Source organism: Bradyrhizobium sp. GW821-FHT13H05 (assembly GCF_058804065.1).
The window spans coordinates 944,266-963,069 of sequence record NZ_JBXAPO010000001.1 but is presented as its reverse complement, the minus strand read 5'-3'; the positions used below and the strand labels follow the sequence as shown (position 1 = coordinate 963,069).

The 18,804-nt window shown below is 63.1% G+C and carries 18 protein-coding genes; 6 read left to right on the top strand and 12 right to left on the bottom strand.

Annotated elements, in window-relative coordinates; genetic code table 11:
- Positions 1-9: 9 nt before the first annotated feature.
- Both AC1RR3_RS04510 and AC1RR3_RS04505 read left to right on the top strand, forming a co-directional pair.
- The gene (locus tag AC1RR3_RS04510; RefSeq protein ID WP_492819702.1) at positions 10-1,131 is read left to right on the top strand and encodes an amidohydrolase family protein; all 1,122 of its coding nucleotides are present in this window, start codon (positions 10-12) and stop codon (positions 1,129-1,131) included.
- A complete protein-coding gene (locus AC1RR3_RS04505) occupies positions 1,131-1,544 on the top strand; it encodes a Rieske (2Fe-2S) protein (protein WP_492819700.1) in 414 nt (137 codons plus the stop codon). The genes AC1RR3_RS04510 and AC1RR3_RS04505 overlap by 1 nt, the downstream gene beginning before the upstream one ends.
- Before the next feature lie 182 nt (positions 1,545-1,726).
- On the opposite strand, the gene AC1RR3_RS04500 is transcribed toward AC1RR3_RS04505, so the two are convergent.
- Positions 1,727-3,058, bottom strand: coding sequence for an MFS transporter (locus AC1RR3_RS04500; protein WP_492819698.1), 1,332 nt, complete (start codon positions 3,056-3,058; stop codon positions 1,727-1,729).
- Between the two features lie 141 nt (positions 3,059-3,199).
- Positions 3,200-4,099: a transcriptional regulator GcvA gene (locus tag AC1RR3_RS04495; protein ID WP_492819696.1), complete on the bottom strand. Its 900-nt coding sequence runs from the start codon at positions 4,097-4,099 to the stop codon at positions 3,200-3,202.
- Between the two features lie 110 nt (positions 4,100-4,209).
- Between AC1RR3_RS04495 and AC1RR3_RS04490 the strand changes: the two genes are divergently transcribed.
- Entirely contained in the window at positions 4,210-4,413 is a 204-nt protein-coding gene (locus AC1RR3_RS04490; RefSeq protein WP_492819694.1) for a DUF1127 domain-containing protein, read from the top strand.
- Positions 4,414-4,482: 69 nt separating this feature from the next.
- On the top strand, positions 4,483-5,106 hold the full coding sequence (locus AC1RR3_RS04485) for a GNAT family N-acetyltransferase (protein WP_492819692.1): 624 nt from the start codon (positions 4,483-4,485) through the stop codon (positions 5,104-5,106).
- 146 nt (positions 5,107-5,252) lie between these two features.
- On the opposite strand, the gene AC1RR3_RS04480 is transcribed toward AC1RR3_RS04485, so the two are convergent.
- Positions 5,253-6,083 (bottom strand): enoyl-CoA hydratase, encoded by an 831-nt coding sequence (locus AC1RR3_RS04480; protein WP_492819690.1) that lies wholly within the window; start codon positions 6,081-6,083, stop codon positions 5,253-5,255.
- 136 nt (positions 6,084-6,219) lie between these two features.
- Positions 6,220-6,921 carry an SDR family oxidoreductase gene (locus AC1RR3_RS04475; RefSeq protein ID WP_492819688.1) on the bottom strand — a complete coding sequence of 234 codons (702 nt, stop codon included), beginning with the start codon at positions 6,919-6,921 and terminating at the stop codon, positions 6,220-6,222.
- Positions 6,922-7,142: 221 nt separating this feature from the next.
- Here AC1RR3_RS04475 and AC1RR3_RS04470 point away from each other — a divergent pair, with 221 nt between their 5' ends.
- Positions 7,143-8,927 carry an acyl-CoA dehydrogenase family protein gene (locus AC1RR3_RS04470; RefSeq protein ID WP_492819686.1) on the top strand — a complete coding sequence of 595 codons (1,785 nt, stop codon included), beginning with the start codon at positions 7,143-7,145 and terminating at the stop codon, positions 8,925-8,927.
- 44 nt (positions 8,928-8,971) lie between these two features.
- Positions 8,972-10,054, top strand: a complete 1,083-nt coding sequence (locus tag AC1RR3_RS04465; protein ID WP_492819684.1) for a Zn-dependent alcohol dehydrogenase — start codon at positions 8,972-8,974, stop codon at positions 10,052-10,054.
- A 93-nt stretch (positions 10,055-10,147) separates the two neighbouring features.
- On the opposite strand, the gene AC1RR3_RS04460 is transcribed toward AC1RR3_RS04465, so the two are convergent.
- From AC1RR3_RS04460 to AC1RR3_RS04425, 8 genes are all read right to left on the bottom strand, one after another.
- Positions 10,148-11,275 carry a DUF6161 domain-containing protein gene (locus AC1RR3_RS04460; protein WP_492819682.1) on the bottom strand — a complete coding sequence of 376 codons (1,128 nt, stop codon included), beginning with the start codon at positions 11,273-11,275 and terminating at the stop codon, positions 10,148-10,150.
- Between the two features lie 260 nt (positions 11,276-11,535).
- Positions 11,536-11,889 (bottom strand): nuclear transport factor 2 family protein, encoded by a 354-nt coding sequence (locus tag AC1RR3_RS04455; RefSeq protein ID WP_492819680.1) that lies wholly within the window; start codon positions 11,887-11,889, stop codon positions 11,536-11,538.
- A gap of 33 nt (positions 11,890-11,922) precedes the next feature.
- A complete protein-coding gene (locus AC1RR3_RS04450) occupies positions 11,923-13,395 on the bottom strand; it encodes an amidase (protein WP_492819678.1) in 1,473 nt (490 codons plus the stop codon).
- Positions 13,396-13,631: 236 nt separating this feature from the next.
- A complete protein-coding gene (mbfA, locus tag AC1RR3_RS04445; protein ID WP_492819676.1) occupies positions 13,632-14,603 on the bottom strand; it encodes an iron exporter MbfA in 972 nt (323 codons plus the stop codon).
- Between the two features lie 67 nt (positions 14,604-14,670).
- Complete coding sequence (locus tag AC1RR3_RS04440) at positions 14,671-15,819, bottom strand: alpha/beta hydrolase (RefSeq protein ID WP_492819674.1); 1,149 nt, start codon at positions 15,817-15,819, stop codon at positions 14,671-14,673.
- A 124-nt stretch (positions 15,820-15,943) separates the two neighbouring features.
- Positions 15,944-16,813 carry an MBL fold metallo-hydrolase gene (locus AC1RR3_RS04435; protein ID WP_492819672.1) on the bottom strand — a complete coding sequence of 290 codons (870 nt, stop codon included), beginning with the start codon at positions 16,811-16,813 and terminating at the stop codon, positions 15,944-15,946.
- 30 nt (positions 16,814-16,843) lie between these two features.
- Complete coding sequence (locus AC1RR3_RS04430) at positions 16,844-18,034, bottom strand: serine hydrolase domain-containing protein (RefSeq protein ID WP_492819670.1); 1,191 nt, start codon at positions 18,032-18,034, stop codon at positions 16,844-16,846.
- Positions 18,035-18,059: 25 nt separating this feature from the next.
- Positions 18,060-18,671 carry a glutathione S-transferase family protein gene (locus tag AC1RR3_RS04425; RefSeq protein ID WP_492819668.1) on the bottom strand — a complete coding sequence of 204 codons (612 nt, stop codon included), beginning with the start codon at positions 18,669-18,671 and terminating at the stop codon, positions 18,060-18,062.
- Positions 18,672-18,804 lie beyond the last annotated feature (133 nt).

The window sequence follows — 18,804 nt, the reverse complement described above, 5'->3', positions numbered from 1 at the left end:
GGCAAGGCGATGAATATCCAGTTCCGCGAAGGCACCGAAGCCGCTTCCCCCGTCAATGCCAAGAACGCGACAAAGACCGCGATCGCGGACTGCGACATCCATCCGGCCCGCGCGACCCGGACCGAACTCTATCCTTATCTCGCCAAACGCTGGCAGCATCACCTCGAAGTCTACGGCGTTCATGCCTATCAGGGCATGATGGAAGGCCCGCCCTATCCGAAGGCGCAGCCGAACGCCTCGCGCCGCGATGCCTATCCGCCGGAGGGCGGGCCGCAAGGCTCCTCGCTCTCCTTCATGCAGAAGCAGTTGCTTGATCCCAACAACGTGCAGCTGGGGGTGCTCAATCCGCTCAACACCGGGCAGGGCATCCGCAACCACGAGCTCTCGGCTGCGCTGTGCTCGGCCATCAACGACTGGCAGATCGACAAATGGACCAGCAAGGACAAGCGGCTGAAGGCGTCCATTGTCGTCGGCAATGAGGACGGCCTGTCGGCCGCCGCCGAAATCCGCGAGCGCGCCGGCGACAGGAACTTTGTGCAGGTGCTGTTGCTGAGCCGCAATGTCGAGCCGCTCGGCCAGCGCCGCTACTGGCCGATCTATCAGGCCGCGGAAGAGGCGGGGTTGCCGGTCGGCGTCCACGCCTTCGGCTTTGGCGGCAATCCGATCACGCCGTCGGGCTGGCCTTCCTATTACATCGAGGAGATGGTCGGGCATTCGCAGTGCCAGCAATCGGCGCTGGCAAGCCTCGTGCTCGAAGGCGTGTTCGAGCGTTTTCCGAAATTGAAGATGGTGATGATCGAGGCCGGCTTCGGCTGGGCGCCGTCACTGGCCTGGCGACTGGACAAGGTCTGGCAGCGGCTGCGCAGCGAGGTGCCGCATGTGAAGCGGCCGCCGTCGGAATATATCCGCGAGCAGGTGTGGTGGACCACGCAGCCGATGGAGGATCCTGAAAGGCGCGAGGATCTGTTCGATGTCATCAAATGGATCGGCTGGGACCGCCTCTTGTTCGCGACCGATTATCCGCATTGGGATTATGACGAGCCGTCGCGCGTGCTGCCGGCGGGCGTTAGCGAAGACAACCGCGAGGCGTTCTATCTCGGCAATGCCAAGAAGCTGTACGGCATGTCCTGATGGCAAGACACGTCATTGCGCCTGTGGATGAGCTTCCGCCCGGCACGCGAAAATTCCTGGAGATCGACGGACGGCCGATCGCGGTCTTCAACATCAAAGGCGAATATTTCGGCCTGATGAACCGCTGCCCGCATCAGGGCGCGGCGCTGTGCGAGGGGCCGCTGATCGGCCTCGCGCAGTCGAGTGACCCCGGCGAGATCGAATACACCAAGTTAGGCGAGATCATTCGCTGCCCCTGGCACGGCTGGGAGTTCGATATCCGTACCGGCCAGTCCTATTGCGATCCCCGCCGCTTCCGCGTGAAGGCTTATCCTGCGCACGTTGAGCCAGGCGCGACTGTCGTGAAGGGGCTGTATGTTGCGGAGACCATCCCGGTGAAGGTCGAGAGCGACTACGTGGTGGTGGAGCTGTAAGCGGCACCGGAGGTCTGCCCCCTCGCCCCGTTCTTACGGGGAGAGGGTTGGGGTGAGGGGCTCTCTCCACACACGAGATCGTCGAGAGACCTGTACCCCCTCACCCGGATCGCAAAAGCGATCCGACCTCTCCCCGCAAGCGGGGAGAGGTGAAGAAGAGCGAGCCCCGGAATGATACCGTCCTAGTGCCCCGCAACCGGCTCCGCCGCCGTATCATACGTCGTCACAGCCCTGCCGCCGCCGCGATAGACGACCAGTGCCGCGATGATGCCGAGTGCTGCCGCAAACATCAGCCAAAGACCGGGTGCGGCCTTGTTGCCGGTGTAGTCGATCAGCAGGGTCGAGGCGAACGGCGTGAAGGTGCCGAACAGGGCGGCGGCGAGTGCGAAGGCCAGCGAGAAGCAGGTGGTCCGCACATGCGCGGGCACGATCTCGACAAGGGCACCGAGCATGGTGCCGCTGTACATGCCGAAATAGAACGAGAACATCATCTCGACCGCGAGCAGCTTGCCGAAGGTTGGCGCGGCCACCAGCCAGGACAGCGCCGGATAGGCGGTGAGGAGTGCAAGGCCGGCGATGGCGAGCAGCACCGGCTTGCGGCCGATCCGGTCGGACAGCGCGCCGCCGACCGGATTCCAGATGAAGTTGGTGACGGCGACCAGCAGCGTCACCAGCAACGCATCCTGTGTCGACAGTTTCAGCACGGTCTTGCCGAAGGTCGGCGTGTACACCGTGACGAAGTAGAACGTCGTCGTGGTCAGGATCGCGATCATCATGCCGAGGAGCACGATGCGCCAGTTGGCGAGCGCGGAGGCGAACACCTCGTTTGCCGTCGGGTGCTTCTTCATGGCGAGGAAGGCCGGTGTCTCCTCGAGCGTACGCCGCAGGAAGAAGATCAAGGGAATGATCAGGCAGCCGACGAAGAAGGGAATACGCCAGCCCCATGCGGCCACGGTGTCGGCCGGCATCACCTCGGAGAGGATGAAGCCGAGGATCGAGGCCACGAAGATCGCGACCTGCTGGCTCGACGACTGGAACGAGGTGTAGAAGCCGCGATTACCGGGCGTCGAGATCTCGGCGAGATACACCGACACGCCGCCGAGCTCGACGCCGGCGGAGAAGCCCTGCAGCAGGCGGCCGATCAGCACGATGATCGGCGCCGCGATGCCGATGGTCGCGTAGCTCGGACAGAACGCGATCACGACGGTGCCGATCGCCATGATGCCGAGCGTGACGATCAGGCCCTGGCGGCGGCCGATGCGGTCGATATAGGCCCCGAGCACGATGGCGCCGACGGGCCGCATCAGCGCGCCGAGCCAGAACACGCCGAAGGTGTTGAGCAGCGACGCCGTCTCGTTGGTCGAGGGGAAGAACGCCTTGCCGATCGCGGCGGCATAGAAGCCGAACAGGAAGAAGTCGAACTGCTCGAGAAAATTGCCTGAGGTGGCGCGAAGGATCGCGCCGATGCGCGACTTGATCTCGGGTGGATTGGTTGAAGCTGCTGGTCCAGCCATGACGTTACTCCCCTGAAGACGCGGCCGGACCGGAATTCATTTCACGGCAAGGCGACAGATTGATGCTGTGACAATCTGTCTACCCCATCTCGCGCGATGCGTTGCGAGTCAATCGAATTTGCTGGGGAAGCTGATGATTTTTCAGGCTTTATTCTGCGTTGCAGCAATCATCCATTGACGGAACGCGGCAAGCTTCGGCGCCTCGCGGCGGCCCTGCGGCGAGACCAGGTAGAAGCCGGCATCCGCCGGCAGCGCGATCTTGAAGGGCACCACGAGCCGGCCCTTGGCGATGTCGTCCTGGACATAGGAGGTCCGCCCCATCGCCACGCCAATGCCGTCGATTGCGGCCTGGATGGTCATGAAGATCATGTCGAAGGTGATGCCGGGCTGCTTGGCGATGTCGGCCGGCAGGCCCGCCGCCGTCAGCCAGAGACGCCAATCATCGCTGTTGGCGTTGGAGGTGTGCAGCAGCGGATAGCCTCGTAGATCTTCTGGCTGGCGCAGCGGCTTGTCGCCCCGAAGGAGAGAGGGGCTGCACACCGGAAACAGCTCGTCCGCCATCAGCCAGTCGGCGCGCAGGCCCGGCCATTGGCCGCGGCCATAGCGGATCGCGGTATCGACATCGTCGCGCTGGAAATCGACGAGGCTGGTCGACGTGGTGATGCGGACGTCGATGCCGGGATGCTGTTCCTGGAAATCGGTCAGCCGCGGCAGCAGCCATTTTGCCGCGAGCGAGGCCAGCGTCGAGACCGTCAGCACCTTGTCGTCGTCCTTGCGCAAGAGACGGTCGGTGGCGAGGCGGAGGTCGTTGAAGGCGGCGCGCACGCCCGGCAAATAATCGCGCGCCTCTGGCGTCAACGCCAGCGCGCGGTTCTGCCGGATGAACAGGCGGATGCCGAGCTCCTCCTCGAGCCTGCGGATCTGATGGCTGATCGCGGTCTGGGTCACGTTCAGCTCGCTTGCTGCCAGCGTGAAGCTGAGATGCCGCGCGGCGGCCTCAAACGCCCGCAATCCGTTCAGGGAGGGCAATCTGGCAGTCATCTGGCAGCAGGATACATGACGTTATTTCATGCGAAGAGGTACAAATTGTCGTTTGTGGCAGTGCACCCAAAAGCAGATATTGGCGGTCAACTTAGCTCCAGGAGCTGAAAATGTCTACTTTGATCCAGAATTCGATGACAAATCATCATGCAAACGGCCTGATCCAGCAGATCGGCGAGACCCTTCACGTGTGGCACGAGCGCTATCGCACCAGGCGCGAGCTGACCAACTGGACCGCCCGCGATCTCCACGATGTGGGCCTGTCCTGGACCGACATCGCCTACGAGGCCGACAAACCCTTCTGGCGGGCCTGATTGGCCGCCAGGCCGGCGCCGCCCGTTCACGGGGGCGCCGGCGGTCCCTTTTGCCTTGGGTCATTTGTCATGAGCACTCTCCGCCTGGAAGATTTGAAGCAGTACTCGGATGTCCTGCGCACCCGGCACGGTGAGGCGTTCAACGTGCGCTTTGTCGAGCCGCGCGACACTGAGGAGCTCCAGCACTATTTCCGCTCGCTCACGACCCGCTCACGTTACAATCGCTTCTTCGGCGCGATCAGCGAATTGCCGAAGGGCTTGCTGAACGATTTCCTGCAGGTCGGCGCACGCGATCGTTTCACTGTGGTCGCGACCAAGATGGTCGATGGCTTCGAGACCATCGTCGCCGAGGCGCGCTATGCGCTCCATGCTGAGACCGCGACGTTGGAATTCGGCTTGTCCGTCGACGATCGCTGGCAGGGCCATGGCATCGCGACCGCGCTCATGAAGAATCTCGAATGCCGTGCGGCGGCGCTCGGCGCCGAGCATATGTTCGGCGACACGCTGCGCTCCAACCAGACCATGATCTCGCTCGCGCGCAAATCCGGTTTCGCTTTCGTCAACCATCCCGACGACTGGAAGCTGGTGCGCTTCGACAAGGAGATCACGGTCGCTCCGAAGGACATTCCCTGTGCGAGCTGGCGTCTCGCTGCCCTTTCCCGTCAGGCCGAAAGCCCCTCAGCCTCGGCCTGACACCACTGCGAGCCCGGCCTGGTCGTCCAGCGCCGGGCATTTTTTCTTCGTAGCCCAGATGAAGCGAAGCGCAGTCCGGGAATCTTTTCCGCAGGCGCAGATTTTCCCGGATTACGCTTCGCTCCATCCGGGCTACGGATCGGCGCCTACTTCCCCGTGAACACCGCTTTCCGCTTCTCGATGAACGCCTGCACGGCTTCCTTGTGATCGGCCGTGGTGGTCAGGCGGATCAGCCGCTCGGCCTCGTGATCGCGGGCGGTCTCGAAGTCGAACAGCACGGCCTCGTCGAGATTGTCCTTCATGTAGCGCAGCGCGAGGCGAGGACCTTCGGCGAGTGACTTTGCCAGGGCGAAGGCCTCGGTTTGCAGCTTGTCGTCGGGCACGACGCGATTGACGAGGCCGATGGCTTCGGCCCTGATGGCATCGACGCGATCGCCGGTGAACAGCAGCTCGCGCGCCCGGGCGGTGCCGACCAGCCGCGTCAGCAGCCAGGCGATGCCGTAGTCGCCGCTGAGTGCGATGCGGGCATAGCCGGTGGCGACGAAGGCCGATTGCGCGGCGATGCGGATGTCGCAGGCCATGGCGATGGCAAGCCCGGCGCCGACCGCGGGGCCGGGTAGGGCGGCGATGGTCGGCTTGCGCACCGACACCAGCGCGCCGGTGAGCAATCGCTGCCGCTCCTGGAGATCGGTGACCTTGTCATCAAAGGACATTTCGAGCTTCTTCGGGTCGCGGTGCGCGCCCATGCCCTTGACGTTGCCGCCGGCACAAAAGGCTTCGCCCGCGCCGGTGATCAAGAGCGCGCCGACATCGGGGCTCTCGCCGCAGGTGCGGATCATCGTCCGCAGCGCCGGGGTCAGCGTGTCCGACAGCGCGTTGCGCGCCTCCGGCCGGTTCAGCGTGATGACAGCGACGCGGTCGCGAATGACGCAGAGCAGTTCATTGGTGCCGGTATCGATGGTGGTTTCCGTGGTCATCTCTGCTCTCTCCTCTCGTCATTGCGAGGAGCGAAGCGACGAAGCAATCCAGTCTGTTTCCGGGGAGACATTTCTGGATTGCTTCGCTTCGCTCGCAATGACGGTTGTTGTGACGTTGTCGGCCCAAGCTATCGCCTCAAAACTTCTCCACCCAGGGCCGCAGCTCCAGCTCCCAGCTCCAGGCGCTGCGCGGCTGCTGCAACACGCTCCAATAGCTCTCCGCGATCGCATCGGGATCGAGCATCGAATCCGGTTTGTCTTCCGGCTCTGTCCGCGCCGCGCTGCGGATGCCGCCGTCGATCACGAAATGCGCGATGTGGATGCCCTGCGGCGACAATTCGCGCGCCAGGCTCTGCGCGAGGCCACGCAGTGCGAACTTGCCCATCGCGAAGGAGGCGGACTGCGCATAGCCCTTGACGCTGGCCGAAGCGCCGGTGAACAGGATCGCGCCATGCTTGTTCGGCAGCATGCGCTTTGCGGCTTGCTGCGCCACCAGGAATCCGCCGTAAGCGCTGACCGCAATCGCGTTCGCGACGTCGGCCGGAACAAGATCGACGAACGGCCCGCGGGTGCGGCCGCTGGCGTTGTAGACGACGAGGTCGGGCGTGCCGATCTCGCGCTCGACCAGGCCAAACAGGCGTTCGACCTCCTCAGGCTCGGTGGCGTTGCAGGCATAGGCCTTCGCGCCCGTCTCGGCGCAGAGCGCACCGAGCTTCTCGATTTTCCGCGCGGCAAGCGCGACGCGGATGCCCTGTGCAGAGAGCAGGCGCGCCAGCGAGGCGCTCAGGCCTTCACCGGCGCCGACGATGAGCGCGATCTTGTATTTCGGATGTTCCATGGCGTGATCTCTCGGAGACGGGAAGCCGCTGATCTATGCATTCGCCGTGCGGACAACCAGCCGGGGTGGTCACAATTCCGCAGAGCGAATTGCTCCTTCACGGCGATCATGCCTCCCTGACAATTTGCGGCTTTATCCGCATCCTTCACGGGAGCATGATCGACATCATCCCAAGCGGCAAGCAATAAGAATGCCGTCGGGCGGAAACGAAGAGGACGATCATGCACAAGCCGGTCACAGCGCAGGAAAAAGACGTCGCGACCGCACCATCCGGCCTGTTGGCACCCGATACGTCAGGCATGAATTTCTACCGCGCCGATCAGGCGCTGACGGACCTTTTGCGCATCCATCTGCCGGAGTCGCTATTCCGCCACATTGAGCCGCAGCTCGATCGCCTCGGCGAACTCGCCGGCGGCCGGCTCGACGAATGCGCGCGGCTTGCTGACCGGCACACGCCGGTACTGCACCAGCGCGACAAGTTCGGCCGCGACGTGCAGTCGATCGAATATCACCCTGCCTATCGCGAGCTGGAGAACGCCGCCTTCGGCGAGTTCGGCATCCACGCGCTTTCGATCCGCAAGGGCATCATGGGCTGGCCGGACAAATATCCTGTCGTGGCCAAGCACGCCTTCACCTTCCTGTTCAACCAGACCGAATTCGGCATGGGCTGTCCGATCAACGTCACCGACGGCTGCGCCAAGCTGCTTTCGAATTTCGGCAGCGAGGCGCTGAAGGCAAAATATCTGGACGGCTTGACCTCGACCGACATGAGCAAGCTGACCCAGGGCGGCCAGTTCATGACTGAAAAGGAAGGTGGCTCCGACGTCGGCACGCTGACCACGCGTGCCGTGCAGGAGGGCGACCATTGGCGCCTCCATGGCGACAAATGGTTCTGCTCGAATGCCGACGCGAAAGTCGTGATGCTGTTGGCGCGCCCCGAAGGCGCCGGTCCCGGCACGCGTGGTGTCGGCCTGTTTCTGATGCCGCGCTTCCTCGACGACGGCTCGCAGAACCACTACCGGATCGTGCGTCTCAAGGACAAGCTTGGCACGCGCTCGATGGCCTCGGGCGAGATCAAGCTCGAAGGCGCGATTGCGTACGCCGTCGGCAAGCTCGATCGCGGGTTTGTGCAGATGGCCGAGATGGTGAACTCGTCGCGGCTGTCGAATGGCGTGAAGTCCACCGCGCTGATGCGCCGCGCCTATCACGATGCGATGACGGTGGCGAAGAACCGCGTGGTGTTCGGCAACCGCATCATCGACCTGCCGCTGGGGCGGCGGCAGATGCTGAAAATCATGCTGCCCGTGGAGCAGGCGCTGTCGATGAGCTTTCTCACCGCGGACGCGCTCGACCGCGCCGAAGCCGGCAGCCAGGATGCGGCGGCGCTATTGCGCATCCTGACCCCGACGCTGAAATTCCGCGCCACGCGCGATGCGCGAAAGGTCTGCGGCGATGCGCTCGAGATGCGCGGCGGCATCGGTTATATCGAGGAATTCGCGACGCCGCGGCTGTTGCGCGATGCGCATCTCGGCTCGGTCTGGGAGGGCACCGGCAACATCGTCGCGATCGATGCGCTGCGGCGTGCGGTCGGCCGCCATGGAGCCGAATCCGCGCTATCAGCCGATCTGCATGCCCGGCTCGATGACAGCGCGTCCGTGCCTCAGGCCTGGCGTGACAATCTGCGCGGTCTCGTCGATCGCGCCGTCGGTTTTGCGCGCGAGGTTGCGGCGAAGTCCGAGAACGAAGCCGATGCGCGGCGTGCCACCAGCCTGCTCTATCATGTCGCAAGCGCGGTTGCGCTCGCCTGGGAGGCGCATCGCATCCACGCCATGCGCGGCGATGCGCGCCGGCTGCTGCTGTCGCGTCTGGTGATCGACCACCGGGTGACGCCAAATGATCCGTTCCGGCTGACGGAAAATGCCGCGCAAGCGAAGATCGCAGCGCTGCTGCTCGGGGATCGCGATGCCGGCATGAGCGAGGTTGGCGAACTGGTTCTGGCGGCGTAGGCTGCGCCCGCGTTCAAAGCAAGAAAAGCGACAGGGAGTGCTCGATGAAGGCCGCCGTCCTCTATGAAGTCAACAAGCCGCTGGTCATCGAGGATGTCAGCCTGCCGAAGCCCGGCCCGCGCGAAGTGCTGATCCGAACGACGGTGGCCGGGCTCTGCCACTCGGATTTGCATTTCATGGAAGGCCTCTATCCGCATCCGCTGCCCGCGGTGCTCGGCCATGAATCGGCTGGCGTCGTCGAGCAGGTCGGCTCCGACGTCACCTATGTGAAGCCCGGTGACCACGTCGTCACGTGCCTGTCGGTGTTCTGCGGTACTTGCGATAATTGCACCACCGGCCGCACCGTGCTCTGCACCGACACCACCGTAAAACTGCTGCCGGGCGTCTCCAACCGGATGCAATGGTCGAAACCTGAGAAGCTGCATCAGTTCCTCAATCTCTCGTCCTTCGCCGAGCAGATGCTGGTGCATGAGAACGCCATCGTCAAAATCCGCAAGGAGATGCCGCTCGATCTCGCAGCGCTGATCGGCTGCGGCGTCATCACCGGCTACGGCGCGGTCGTGAACACGGCCAAGGTCACGGCCGGCGAAACCGTGGCGGTGATCGGCTGCGGCGGTGTCGGCATGGCCGCCATCAACGGCGCGCAGATTGCGGGTGCCGGCCGCATCATCGCCATCGATACCAATCCGGCAAAACTCCAGCTCGCGACCAAGCTGGGCGCCACCGACATCATCAATCCCGCCGACGGCGACGTCGTGAAGCAGGTTCGCGATCTCACCAATGGCGGCGTGCATCATTCCTTCGAGGTGCTAGGCCGCAAGGAAACCGCGGAGCAGGCCTTCGCCATGCTGGCCTCCGGCGGCACCGCCACCATCGTCGGCATGATTCCGTTCGGCCAGAAGATCGAGCTGCACGGTTTTGACTTCCTGCGCGAGCGCAGGATCCAGGGCTCCTCGATGGGCTCCAACCATTTCCGCGTCGACATGCCGCGCCTGGTCGATTTCTATCTGCGCGGCCGGCTGCATCTGGAGGACTGGATCTCGGCCAAGCTGAAGCTCTCGGAGATCAACGAAGGCTTTGCCAACATGAAAGCCGGCAAGACGCTGCGCAGCGTGATCGTGTTTTGACGCAGCAGAATATATTTGAGACGCAGCAAGCGGCGTTCCGCTGAAATGGACGACTCTGCAACGGGAGAGCGCAGCCTTGTCGCGAAATGACAGCTATTCCTTCTTAAGCAGGTCTAAAATTGTCGGCGGTGCGACCTCGTCAACTTGTATGCCCGGAAGAGGTCGGAAGATCGCATTCAACATGACCAGACGATCTTTTTCGGTCACGCCTGAATCTTTATCAGCAACAAGTGCAAGATAGGTACGCGTCATGGCTTGTCGCTGACGCGAATCGTCGCCCAAGATGCTATTGGTTTGAATGAATCTGGTGAGCACTTTGAGAGCCCACCCAACTCCGACAGCTGGTATAGCAATCAAGGCAACGCTGACATACTCAATATGATTGTCTTTGTCGCGCGGAAGCAACTCGACGATCTCCTTAAAATGGTTCGCGATTGCCCAGAGAGCGGCAACTATGACCGCCAAGAAGGCAACAAGTGAAAGAGCGGAGATTGCGCGATGCCAGCGCGCCCGATCGCTCCACAAGGCACTCGCCGAGCGGAGCTTGACCTCTTCCGAGAGTGATCGTTTGAATGCAGTTAGCTTATCCTCTTCGCCGGATTTGAATTCGTGGAACCGCGAGCGCAGGAGTTCTGAGGTTTCCTCCGCCCGGCTACGGGTTCGCTCGACGTGACCTTGAAACTCATAAACCCGCCCTGCAATATCGGATGTCAACGCTCCACCAGCGGCGTACACCAGCATCGAGCTCAGAAGGTCGAACGACACGTCTGAGATATTCTGCCGTCCCAGTACCGCGCGACACTCTACGAGCAACGCCGCCGCAACGAGCGTAGGCTCATCATGGGCGAGCTGTACGAGACCTACCAGGGCGTCTTTGGCGAGCAACGGAACCGACGAAACGAGCTCGATTAGTTCATTTTCGTCTGTTCCTTTTTCGTCTAAATCAATGCTGTCCTTCGCATCGGCAACTTGAACAATATCGATTTTCATACTCGACTGAATATCTCGAGCCAAAGCTCCGATTACACCGGGCATCGAGGTGCGCGAATTTTGGTTTAGGCTACCTAACAGAGTTTGCCAAAGTTGGGGCTGTGTGTCTTTCAATGCCTGGGCATCGGCGCGCTCATTGGCGCGAAACGTTTGCCGTCTGACCGACAGTAACCTTGCTAGTTTTAGGGGTGTAACAGTCGCAGAATTTGCGAGAGAAGCTATATTGATCACGGCTTATATCCGATCATCATGCTGGTCTGCTCTTTTGGTCGAAGCGCGAAATAGAGGAAGATAACTAAACGATCATTTTGCGCCGGAATTCTCTTCGCTTAGAGGCAGCAAATACAAAAGGGGCAGAGCTCAATCGTCGAGTTCGAGTCCAAGATCTGAATAAGTGCGCCCGAACGCGGTCAGCATCTTACTTAAGAGGTTGCCAATCTCCAAGGCAGCCGGCTCTAGATCGGTTGCGGACAGGGGCCAGTGTGCCTACCTCACCGCGACACGTGCGCGGACACTGCGAGCCACGTCCCGTTCTTCTTGGTCCAGCAATCGGTGTATCGCCCGGTCGCCTGCTGGCCGTCGGCCGTGGTGTAGCTGGTCGCGGCGTGGATGATGGCGAAATCGCCCATGATGCGGATGATGACGTCATGCGCATGCAGATTGCGGATCGTGACCGGCCGCGCCGTCTGCTTCAGGAAGGCTGCGCGGTCGACCAGCGTCTTGTCGGGATTGGAGCAATAGAATTCCGGCGCCAGGATCTCGTCGAAACGCTTGACGTCGCAGTTCTGTACCGAGGCGACGTAGTCGCGATTGAGCGCGGCGAGGTCTTCCATGTCGTCGCTCATGACGTTTCTCCCCTTGGGTCGTTGACGACAGGACTAATCATCAAACAAAGGCGGCGGTGTGAAGCCGCCGAACTCGCGCTCGATCAGCTCGGCGAGCTTGAGCGGTGTGCGATCCTCCAGCCACGGTCCGACGATCTGCACGCCGACCGGCAGGCCGTCTTTCGACAGTCCCAGCGGAACGGCCGTTGCCGGCAGGCCCGGAAGCGTCGCGATGCCGGGCCAGGCGAGCTGATCGGAATAGGGGTAGTCCTTGCCGTCGATGTTGATATGTCGCAGGCTCTGCTCCGGCGAATGATCATGCGGATAGGCCGGTGTCGGCATGATCGGGCAGATCACCGCGTCGAAACTCTTGAACAGCGCGCGCCATTGCGCACGCAGGCCGGCGCGGCTACCTGCGTCGAGGATCCAGCTGCGGTGGCTTGCGGTCATGCCACGCAGACGCTCCGCGCCGAGGCTCCGGTCCTCCGGCGACAGTTGGCTCGCTCTGGCCTGCGAGGCCGCCAATATGTCGGGTGGGAAGAATGCGCCGAGGAAGCCAAGCAGCATGCGCATATAGAGCCGAGACGTTTCCGCGAAGTCCGGGAGCAGTGCGCTCTCGCGCGCGACGGTCACGCCGGACTTCGCAAGATCGGTTGCGAGCTTGTCGATCGCGCTGCGGACGTCCCGGTCGGTCGGCAGCAGCGGATGGCTTTCGATCAGCAGCACGCGGAAATCCCGCAGCGACTGATGCCGTGCAACGGGCAAATCGAGCTTGTAGGCGACGCCGGCTTCCAGGGGATCCGGTCCGGCCATGACGTCGAGCAGCAGGGACAGATCCGCCGCCGTGCGCGCCATCGGGCCGATGACGGCGAGGTCGCCGTCGCGCGGAATGGCTGGAAACGGCGGCGGGGTTTCGCCGCGCGCCGCGCAGAGATTGATGGTCGGCTTGTGAGCGAAGATTCCGCAATGAAATGCTGGCACGCGCAGCGAGCCGCCGATATCGGAGCCGGTGGCGAGCGCGCAATAGCCCGTGGCAAGGGCTGCCGACGACCCCCCGGACGATCCACCCGGTGTGCGGCCGAGATCATAGGGGTTGTTCGTGGTGCCGTAGATGTCGTTGTAGCTCTGCCAGTCGCCGAGGCCCACCGGAACGTTGGTCTTGCCGAGGATCACGCCGCCTGCCTGTTTGATGCGTGCCACCACGAGCGCATCCTCCGCTGGCCTGAAATCCTTCTGCGGCACATACCCCCAGGTCGTAGGCAGGCCGACGATGTTGAAGGATTCCTTGATCGTCATGGGCAGGCCGAGCAGCGGCTTGCGCTCGCCGCGCGCCAGCGCCGCGTCCGCCTCGCGCGCGGCACCGAGCGCCCGGTCGAAATCCTTGACGCAGATCGCGTTGACCTTGCCGTCGTGACGTTCGATGCGGCTGATCGCATCCTGCGTGAGCTCGACCGACGAGACCTTCTTCGTCCCCAATGCGGCCGACAGCTCGACTGCGCTTTTGAAACTCCACTCCGATTTGGCCATGGCGCGTCTCCCGCTCTGGTTGTCGGCGGATGATGCGCAGTTTGCCGGAATGCCGCAACCGCCGTTTGATCGCGATTGATATGCCGGATTTCAAGGGGCGTGCGACGCCGCTTCATGCACACTGTCATCGCCCGGCTTGACCGGGCGATCCAGTATTCCGTGAGGCCAGCGATTGAACCGAAAAGCTGCGGCGTACTGGATGCTCCGCCTTCGGGGCATGACAGTGAGTGAGGCGCCTACGCCGCCCCGATCAATATCCCCACCGCCAGCACGATGGCGCCGCCGAGCACGATCTGGAACACGGCCTGGAGGAACGGCGTGTCCATGTAGCGCGAGCGGATGAAGGCGATCGCCCATAGCTCGAAGAACACGACGATCCCGGCGATCGCGGTTGCGATCCAGAACGCATTGGCCCAGCTGTCGGGCACGAGGTAGGGCGCGGTGTGGCCGAGCCCGCCGAGCGTCGTCATCACGCCGCAGGTGAGACCGCGCAGCCATGGCGAGCCGCGCCCCGTCAGCGAGCCGTCGTCGGACAGCGCTTCCGCAAATCCCATGCTGATGCCGGCGCCGATCGAGGCGGCGAGGCCGACAAGAAACGTCTGCCAGTTCTGGTGGGTGGCAAACGCAGCCGCAAACAGCGGCGCCAGCGTCGAGACCGATCCGTCCATCAGGCCGGCAAGCCCCGGCTGCACATATTGCAGCACGAACATGCGGCGGTTGGTGCGATCTTCCTCCGCGCGCACATCGGGGCTGAGGATCCGGTCCGCCAGCTTCGCGGCCATCTCTTCGTGGCCTTTCTCGGCTTCGGCGAGATCGCCGAGCAAACGGCGCACGCCGACATCCTGCGCCTGTTCGGCGGCCTTGACGTAAAAGCGCTCGGCCTGCATCTCCATCGTCTCGACCTCCCTGCGGATGGTGTCGAGCGGCAGGTTCTTGGTGAGCCAGACCGGACGGCGCTTCAGGAATCCCTTGACGTCCTCGCGGCGGATGGGAGGCAGGTGCGGACCGAAGCGCTGCTCGTAGATTTCCAGCAGCATGTGGCGATGGCCGCGCTCTTCCTCGGCCATCTGCTCGAAGATCTTGGCGGAGTCCGGATATCGCTCCCGCAGGTCCTCGGCGAAGGTCATGTAGATGCGGCTGTCCTCCTCCTCGGAGGAGATCGCGACCGCAAGCACCTCGCGCTCGGTTAGTTCAGCAAAAGTCTTCACGGCAGCCCTGGTTTGATAGTTTAGAATTATTCTAAATTATATAGAGTGCCGTGGTTCCCAGGTCAAATCAGGCGGCTTCGGTCTTTGCCAGGAATTCCAGCAACAGCCGGCTCACCTCGGCCGGTTGCTCCTGCTGCACCCAATGGCCGGCGCCATCGACGAGCTGGCAGCCGAGCATTTTCGTGCATCCGCGCCCCTGCATCGCCTCGAACACGCCGGGGCGCTGATAGGTACCCCAATCCTGCTTGCCCGAGATGAAGCAGGAGGGCACGTCGATGCTGCGTCCGGAGAACAATTGCATCTCGCTGTTGAGCATGCCCGATGTGCCGTAGCGGTACCATTGCAGGCCCCCCTGGAATCCGGTGCGGCCATATTCGGCGCTGTAATAGGCGAGGTCGCTGTCCGGCAGCCATCGGTTGGCTGCAATCGCGGTGGGCGACGGCATCTCCTTGGCCACCGTCTCGGCCATGGTCTCGCCGGCGTCCATCACGTAGTAGGTCGGCAGCTTTGCCAACTCATTCGCCGACCACGACTTCAGCGGGTACGGCTTGTTGTCGGTCCAGTCCGCGCTCTTGTGATGATAATAAGCGCGCAGGAAATCATGCACGCCCTGCGGCGCGTGCTGCATGTCGGCGTTGGCCGGGCGCGTCGCGTAATACCATTGATAGTGTTTGCGCGGGCGCGGCAGCGCGGCGAGCTCGTGATGCACGGGGTCTTCCACGGGCGGCTTCGCGGCCGCATCGACCGTGCCAAACGGCAGCGGCGGCGCTCCGCCGAATGGGGCGCTCATCAGCGTCACCGAACGAAACACATCGGGCCGGATCAGCGCGCACCACGCCGCGACCGGGCTGCCGAAATCGTGTCCGGCGAGATCAACCTGCTTGTAGCCGAACGCCGACACCAGTCCGAGCGCATCGCGCACCGAGTTGAGGAGCGAGAACGGCGCGAGGTCGCCGTCATAGTCCGCGGTCCATCCGGTGGTGCGGCCATAGCCGCGCTGGTCCGGCGCGATGACGTGATAGCCGGCCGCAGCCAGCGCCGGCATGACCTTGCGCCAGGAGAAGGCGAGCTCGGGAAAGCCGTGCAGCAGCAGGATGCAGGGCCGGCCCTTGGTCTCGAAGCCTGCCTCCAGCACGTGCATGCGCAAGCCGTTGATGCCATCGACATAACGCGAGCGGATGCCGGCGGGCAGGGGGATGTCGGGGAGATCGGCCATGATGTTTCCTCGTCATGGCCGGGCTTGTCCCGGCCATCCACGTTTTCATTGCCGTCGATTGTAAGAACGTGGATGCCCGGGACAAGCCCGGGCATGACGGAAGCGGGCCGATTGCGGCGTTCCGCTACACCGCCGCGCAGATAAACCCGTTGCCCTTGCGCCTGATCTTCCCCACCGACGGCGACGGGAAATGCGCGGTGCAGCACAGCGTGTCGGTGTCGCAATAGCGCTCCAGGAAACTGCGGCGCGTGGTTGCTGCCTTCGCCGGATCGACGTCGAACTTGATCGACAGCTCCGGATAGAGCGTCTGTAGCGGCGAATGCATGAGGTCGCCGGAGAACACGGCGTCGTCCTTGCCGCGGCCCATCGTAACCGCGATATGGCCCGGGGTGTGACCGGGCGTCGGCAGGATGCGGACGTGATCGCCGATCTGGTGGTCGTTGCCGACGAGCTCGTGGCGCTTCGCCTCGACCACCGGCAGCACGCTGTCCACGAACGGCGGAATCTCCGTCTTCGCATTCTGCTCCGACCAATGGTCGAACTCCTGCTTGGCGAAGACGTAGCGCGCGTTGGGGAAGGTCGGCACCCAGCGGCCGTTCTCCAGCCGCGTATTCCAGCCGACGTGGTCGACATGCAGATGCGTGCACATCACGAAGTCGATGTCGTCGACAGCAAACCCGGCGGCGTTGAGGCTGCGCAGGTACGTGTCGTCGGTCTTCATATTCCATCTCGGCCGCTGCGGCCGCGGTTTGTCGTTGCCGATGCAGCTGTCGACGAGGATGGTGTGATGCGGCGTCTTGATCACGTAGGACTGGAAGCACAGGAGGAAGGTGTCGGTGTCATCCAGCGCCTTGGCCTGCCGCAGCCAAGCGCGGTTCTCGGCCAGCACCTCCGGCGTTAGCCCGGGCATGAACTCAAGCGCCGGGAAGAAAGGGGCTTCCTGCTCGACGACACGATGAATGATGAGATCGCCGACGGTGAATTTCAGGCTCATGCTCACTTCCCTTGTTCGCTTTCCTTGCACTCAGCGTGCGTCACGCACGGATGGAATGACGATGTTGGAGAGGATGTCGATCGCGGCCAGCCCTTCCTTCGGCTGGCCGTATTGCGCGGCGGTCGTTGTCATGACGAGATCAAGCTCGGGCACGATGAAAATGCGTTGCCCGCCCCAGCCGAAGGCGCCGACCCATTTGATTTCCTTGCCGCCGGCCAGTGAGCGGCCCATCCACCATTGATAGCCGTAGAACAGCGTGCCGCCGAAATAACCGACCGCCTGGAATCGTGGGATGGTCGATTGCGCGATCCAGTCGGCTGTGACGATTTGTCGGCCGTTCCACTGACCGCGATTGAGCACGAGCTGGCCGAGCTTCGCCGCATCGCGGGGCCGCAAGCGCAGGCCTGCGGCCGCTGCGATCTTGCCGTTCTTATAGGCTTTCCACTCGACATCGGTGATCCCGAGCGGCTGAAACAGCGCCTCGCGCGCAAATGCCTCCAGCGGTTTGCCCGAGGCGCGCTCGAGGATGTTGCCAAGCAGTTCAGTCCCGCCGCCATTATAGGTCCAGAGCACATCCGGCGGCGCCGCGACCGGCCTTGTGAGCACATAGCCGATCGGATCGGCTTCAGAGAGGAGATGCGGCCCGTCGTTTTTCGGATCGGTCCAGTCGCGCGCTTCGTCCCATGTGATGCCTGATGACATGGTCAGCAGATGGCGCAGCGTGATGGCCTCCCAGCCGGCCTGCTTCACCGCCTGATGGTCGGGGAAGAATTTGAGCACGGGCTCGTCGACGCCTCCGATCAGCTTGCGATCGATCGCGATGCCGACGAGCAGCGAAACCACACTCTTCGATGCCGAACGCATGTCGTGCTTCGTCGTCGCGGTGAATTCGTGCTGGTCGTCCGGTTGTCCCCAGGGTTGATCGTAGCCGGGGAAATACTGCTCGAAGACGAGCTTGCCGTGGCGCGTGACGACAACCGAATGGACCGAGGTCGCGCGTTGCGCCAGTCGTGCAGCGATGCCGCAGAGTTGCGCGCCGTCCATGCCGACGCTGTTGGGCGCCGCAATTGTCCAGCCGTCGTCGCTTGACGACGGCGGTTCGCAGGCTGGGTTTCGTTCTCCAGGCGTCGTGCCGTCGGCTTGCATGGGAGTGGCCGAGACGGTCAACGCGAGCACAAGGCTCGCGCCGAGAATGCTGAGGCGGAGGAAGCGGTCGTGCATCGTCCTTCTCCCCGCCGTCCCGGTCCTACGCCGCTGGCGGCACCGAGATCTTGACGGAGGGCCGCTCCAGCATCTTCTGGTGGAAGGCGTCGAGCTTCGGATAGGCCTTGCGCCAACCGCAATCGGCGAAGCGGAAGTCGGCATAGCCGAGCACGCAAACGAGGCCGATCTGGGAGATGTCGAACGGCCCGTTCAGCACCTCGGGCATGTTCTCGAAGCGCGCCATGCCGGTCCAGGCCCGGTTCCAATGGTCGTCCGACCACGCCTGCCATTGCAGGCCCTGCGGCCGCACCATCTTCTCGTAGCGGCACAGCAGCATGGAATCGAGCATGCCGTTGATCAGCGAGTGATTGGTCTTGGCCTTCCAGCGCTGCGGGCCGTAATCGGGGATCAGGCTGCCGCCGGCCATCTCGTTGAGATATTCGACGATGACGTAGGAATCCAGAATCACGTCGCCGTCATTGGTGATCAGCACCGGCAGCTTCTTCAGCGGCGTGATGCGCGAATAGTCCTCGTTGACCGTGCCCGGCGCGACGGTCGCGGGCGTCAGCTCGATCTTGTCGATCAGCCCGAGCTCGATCGCGGCGATGCGCACCTTGCGGGCGAAAGGCGAGGCGGCGGAGAAGGAGAGTTTCATGCGGACGATTCCCTGCGGTCAGTCTTGTGCGAACGGTGTCTCCTCCGTCATGGCCGGGCCTGTCCCGGCCATCCACGCATCTCCGCGTGGTTAGACTGTGAGACGTGGATGCCCGGGACAAGCCCGGGCATGA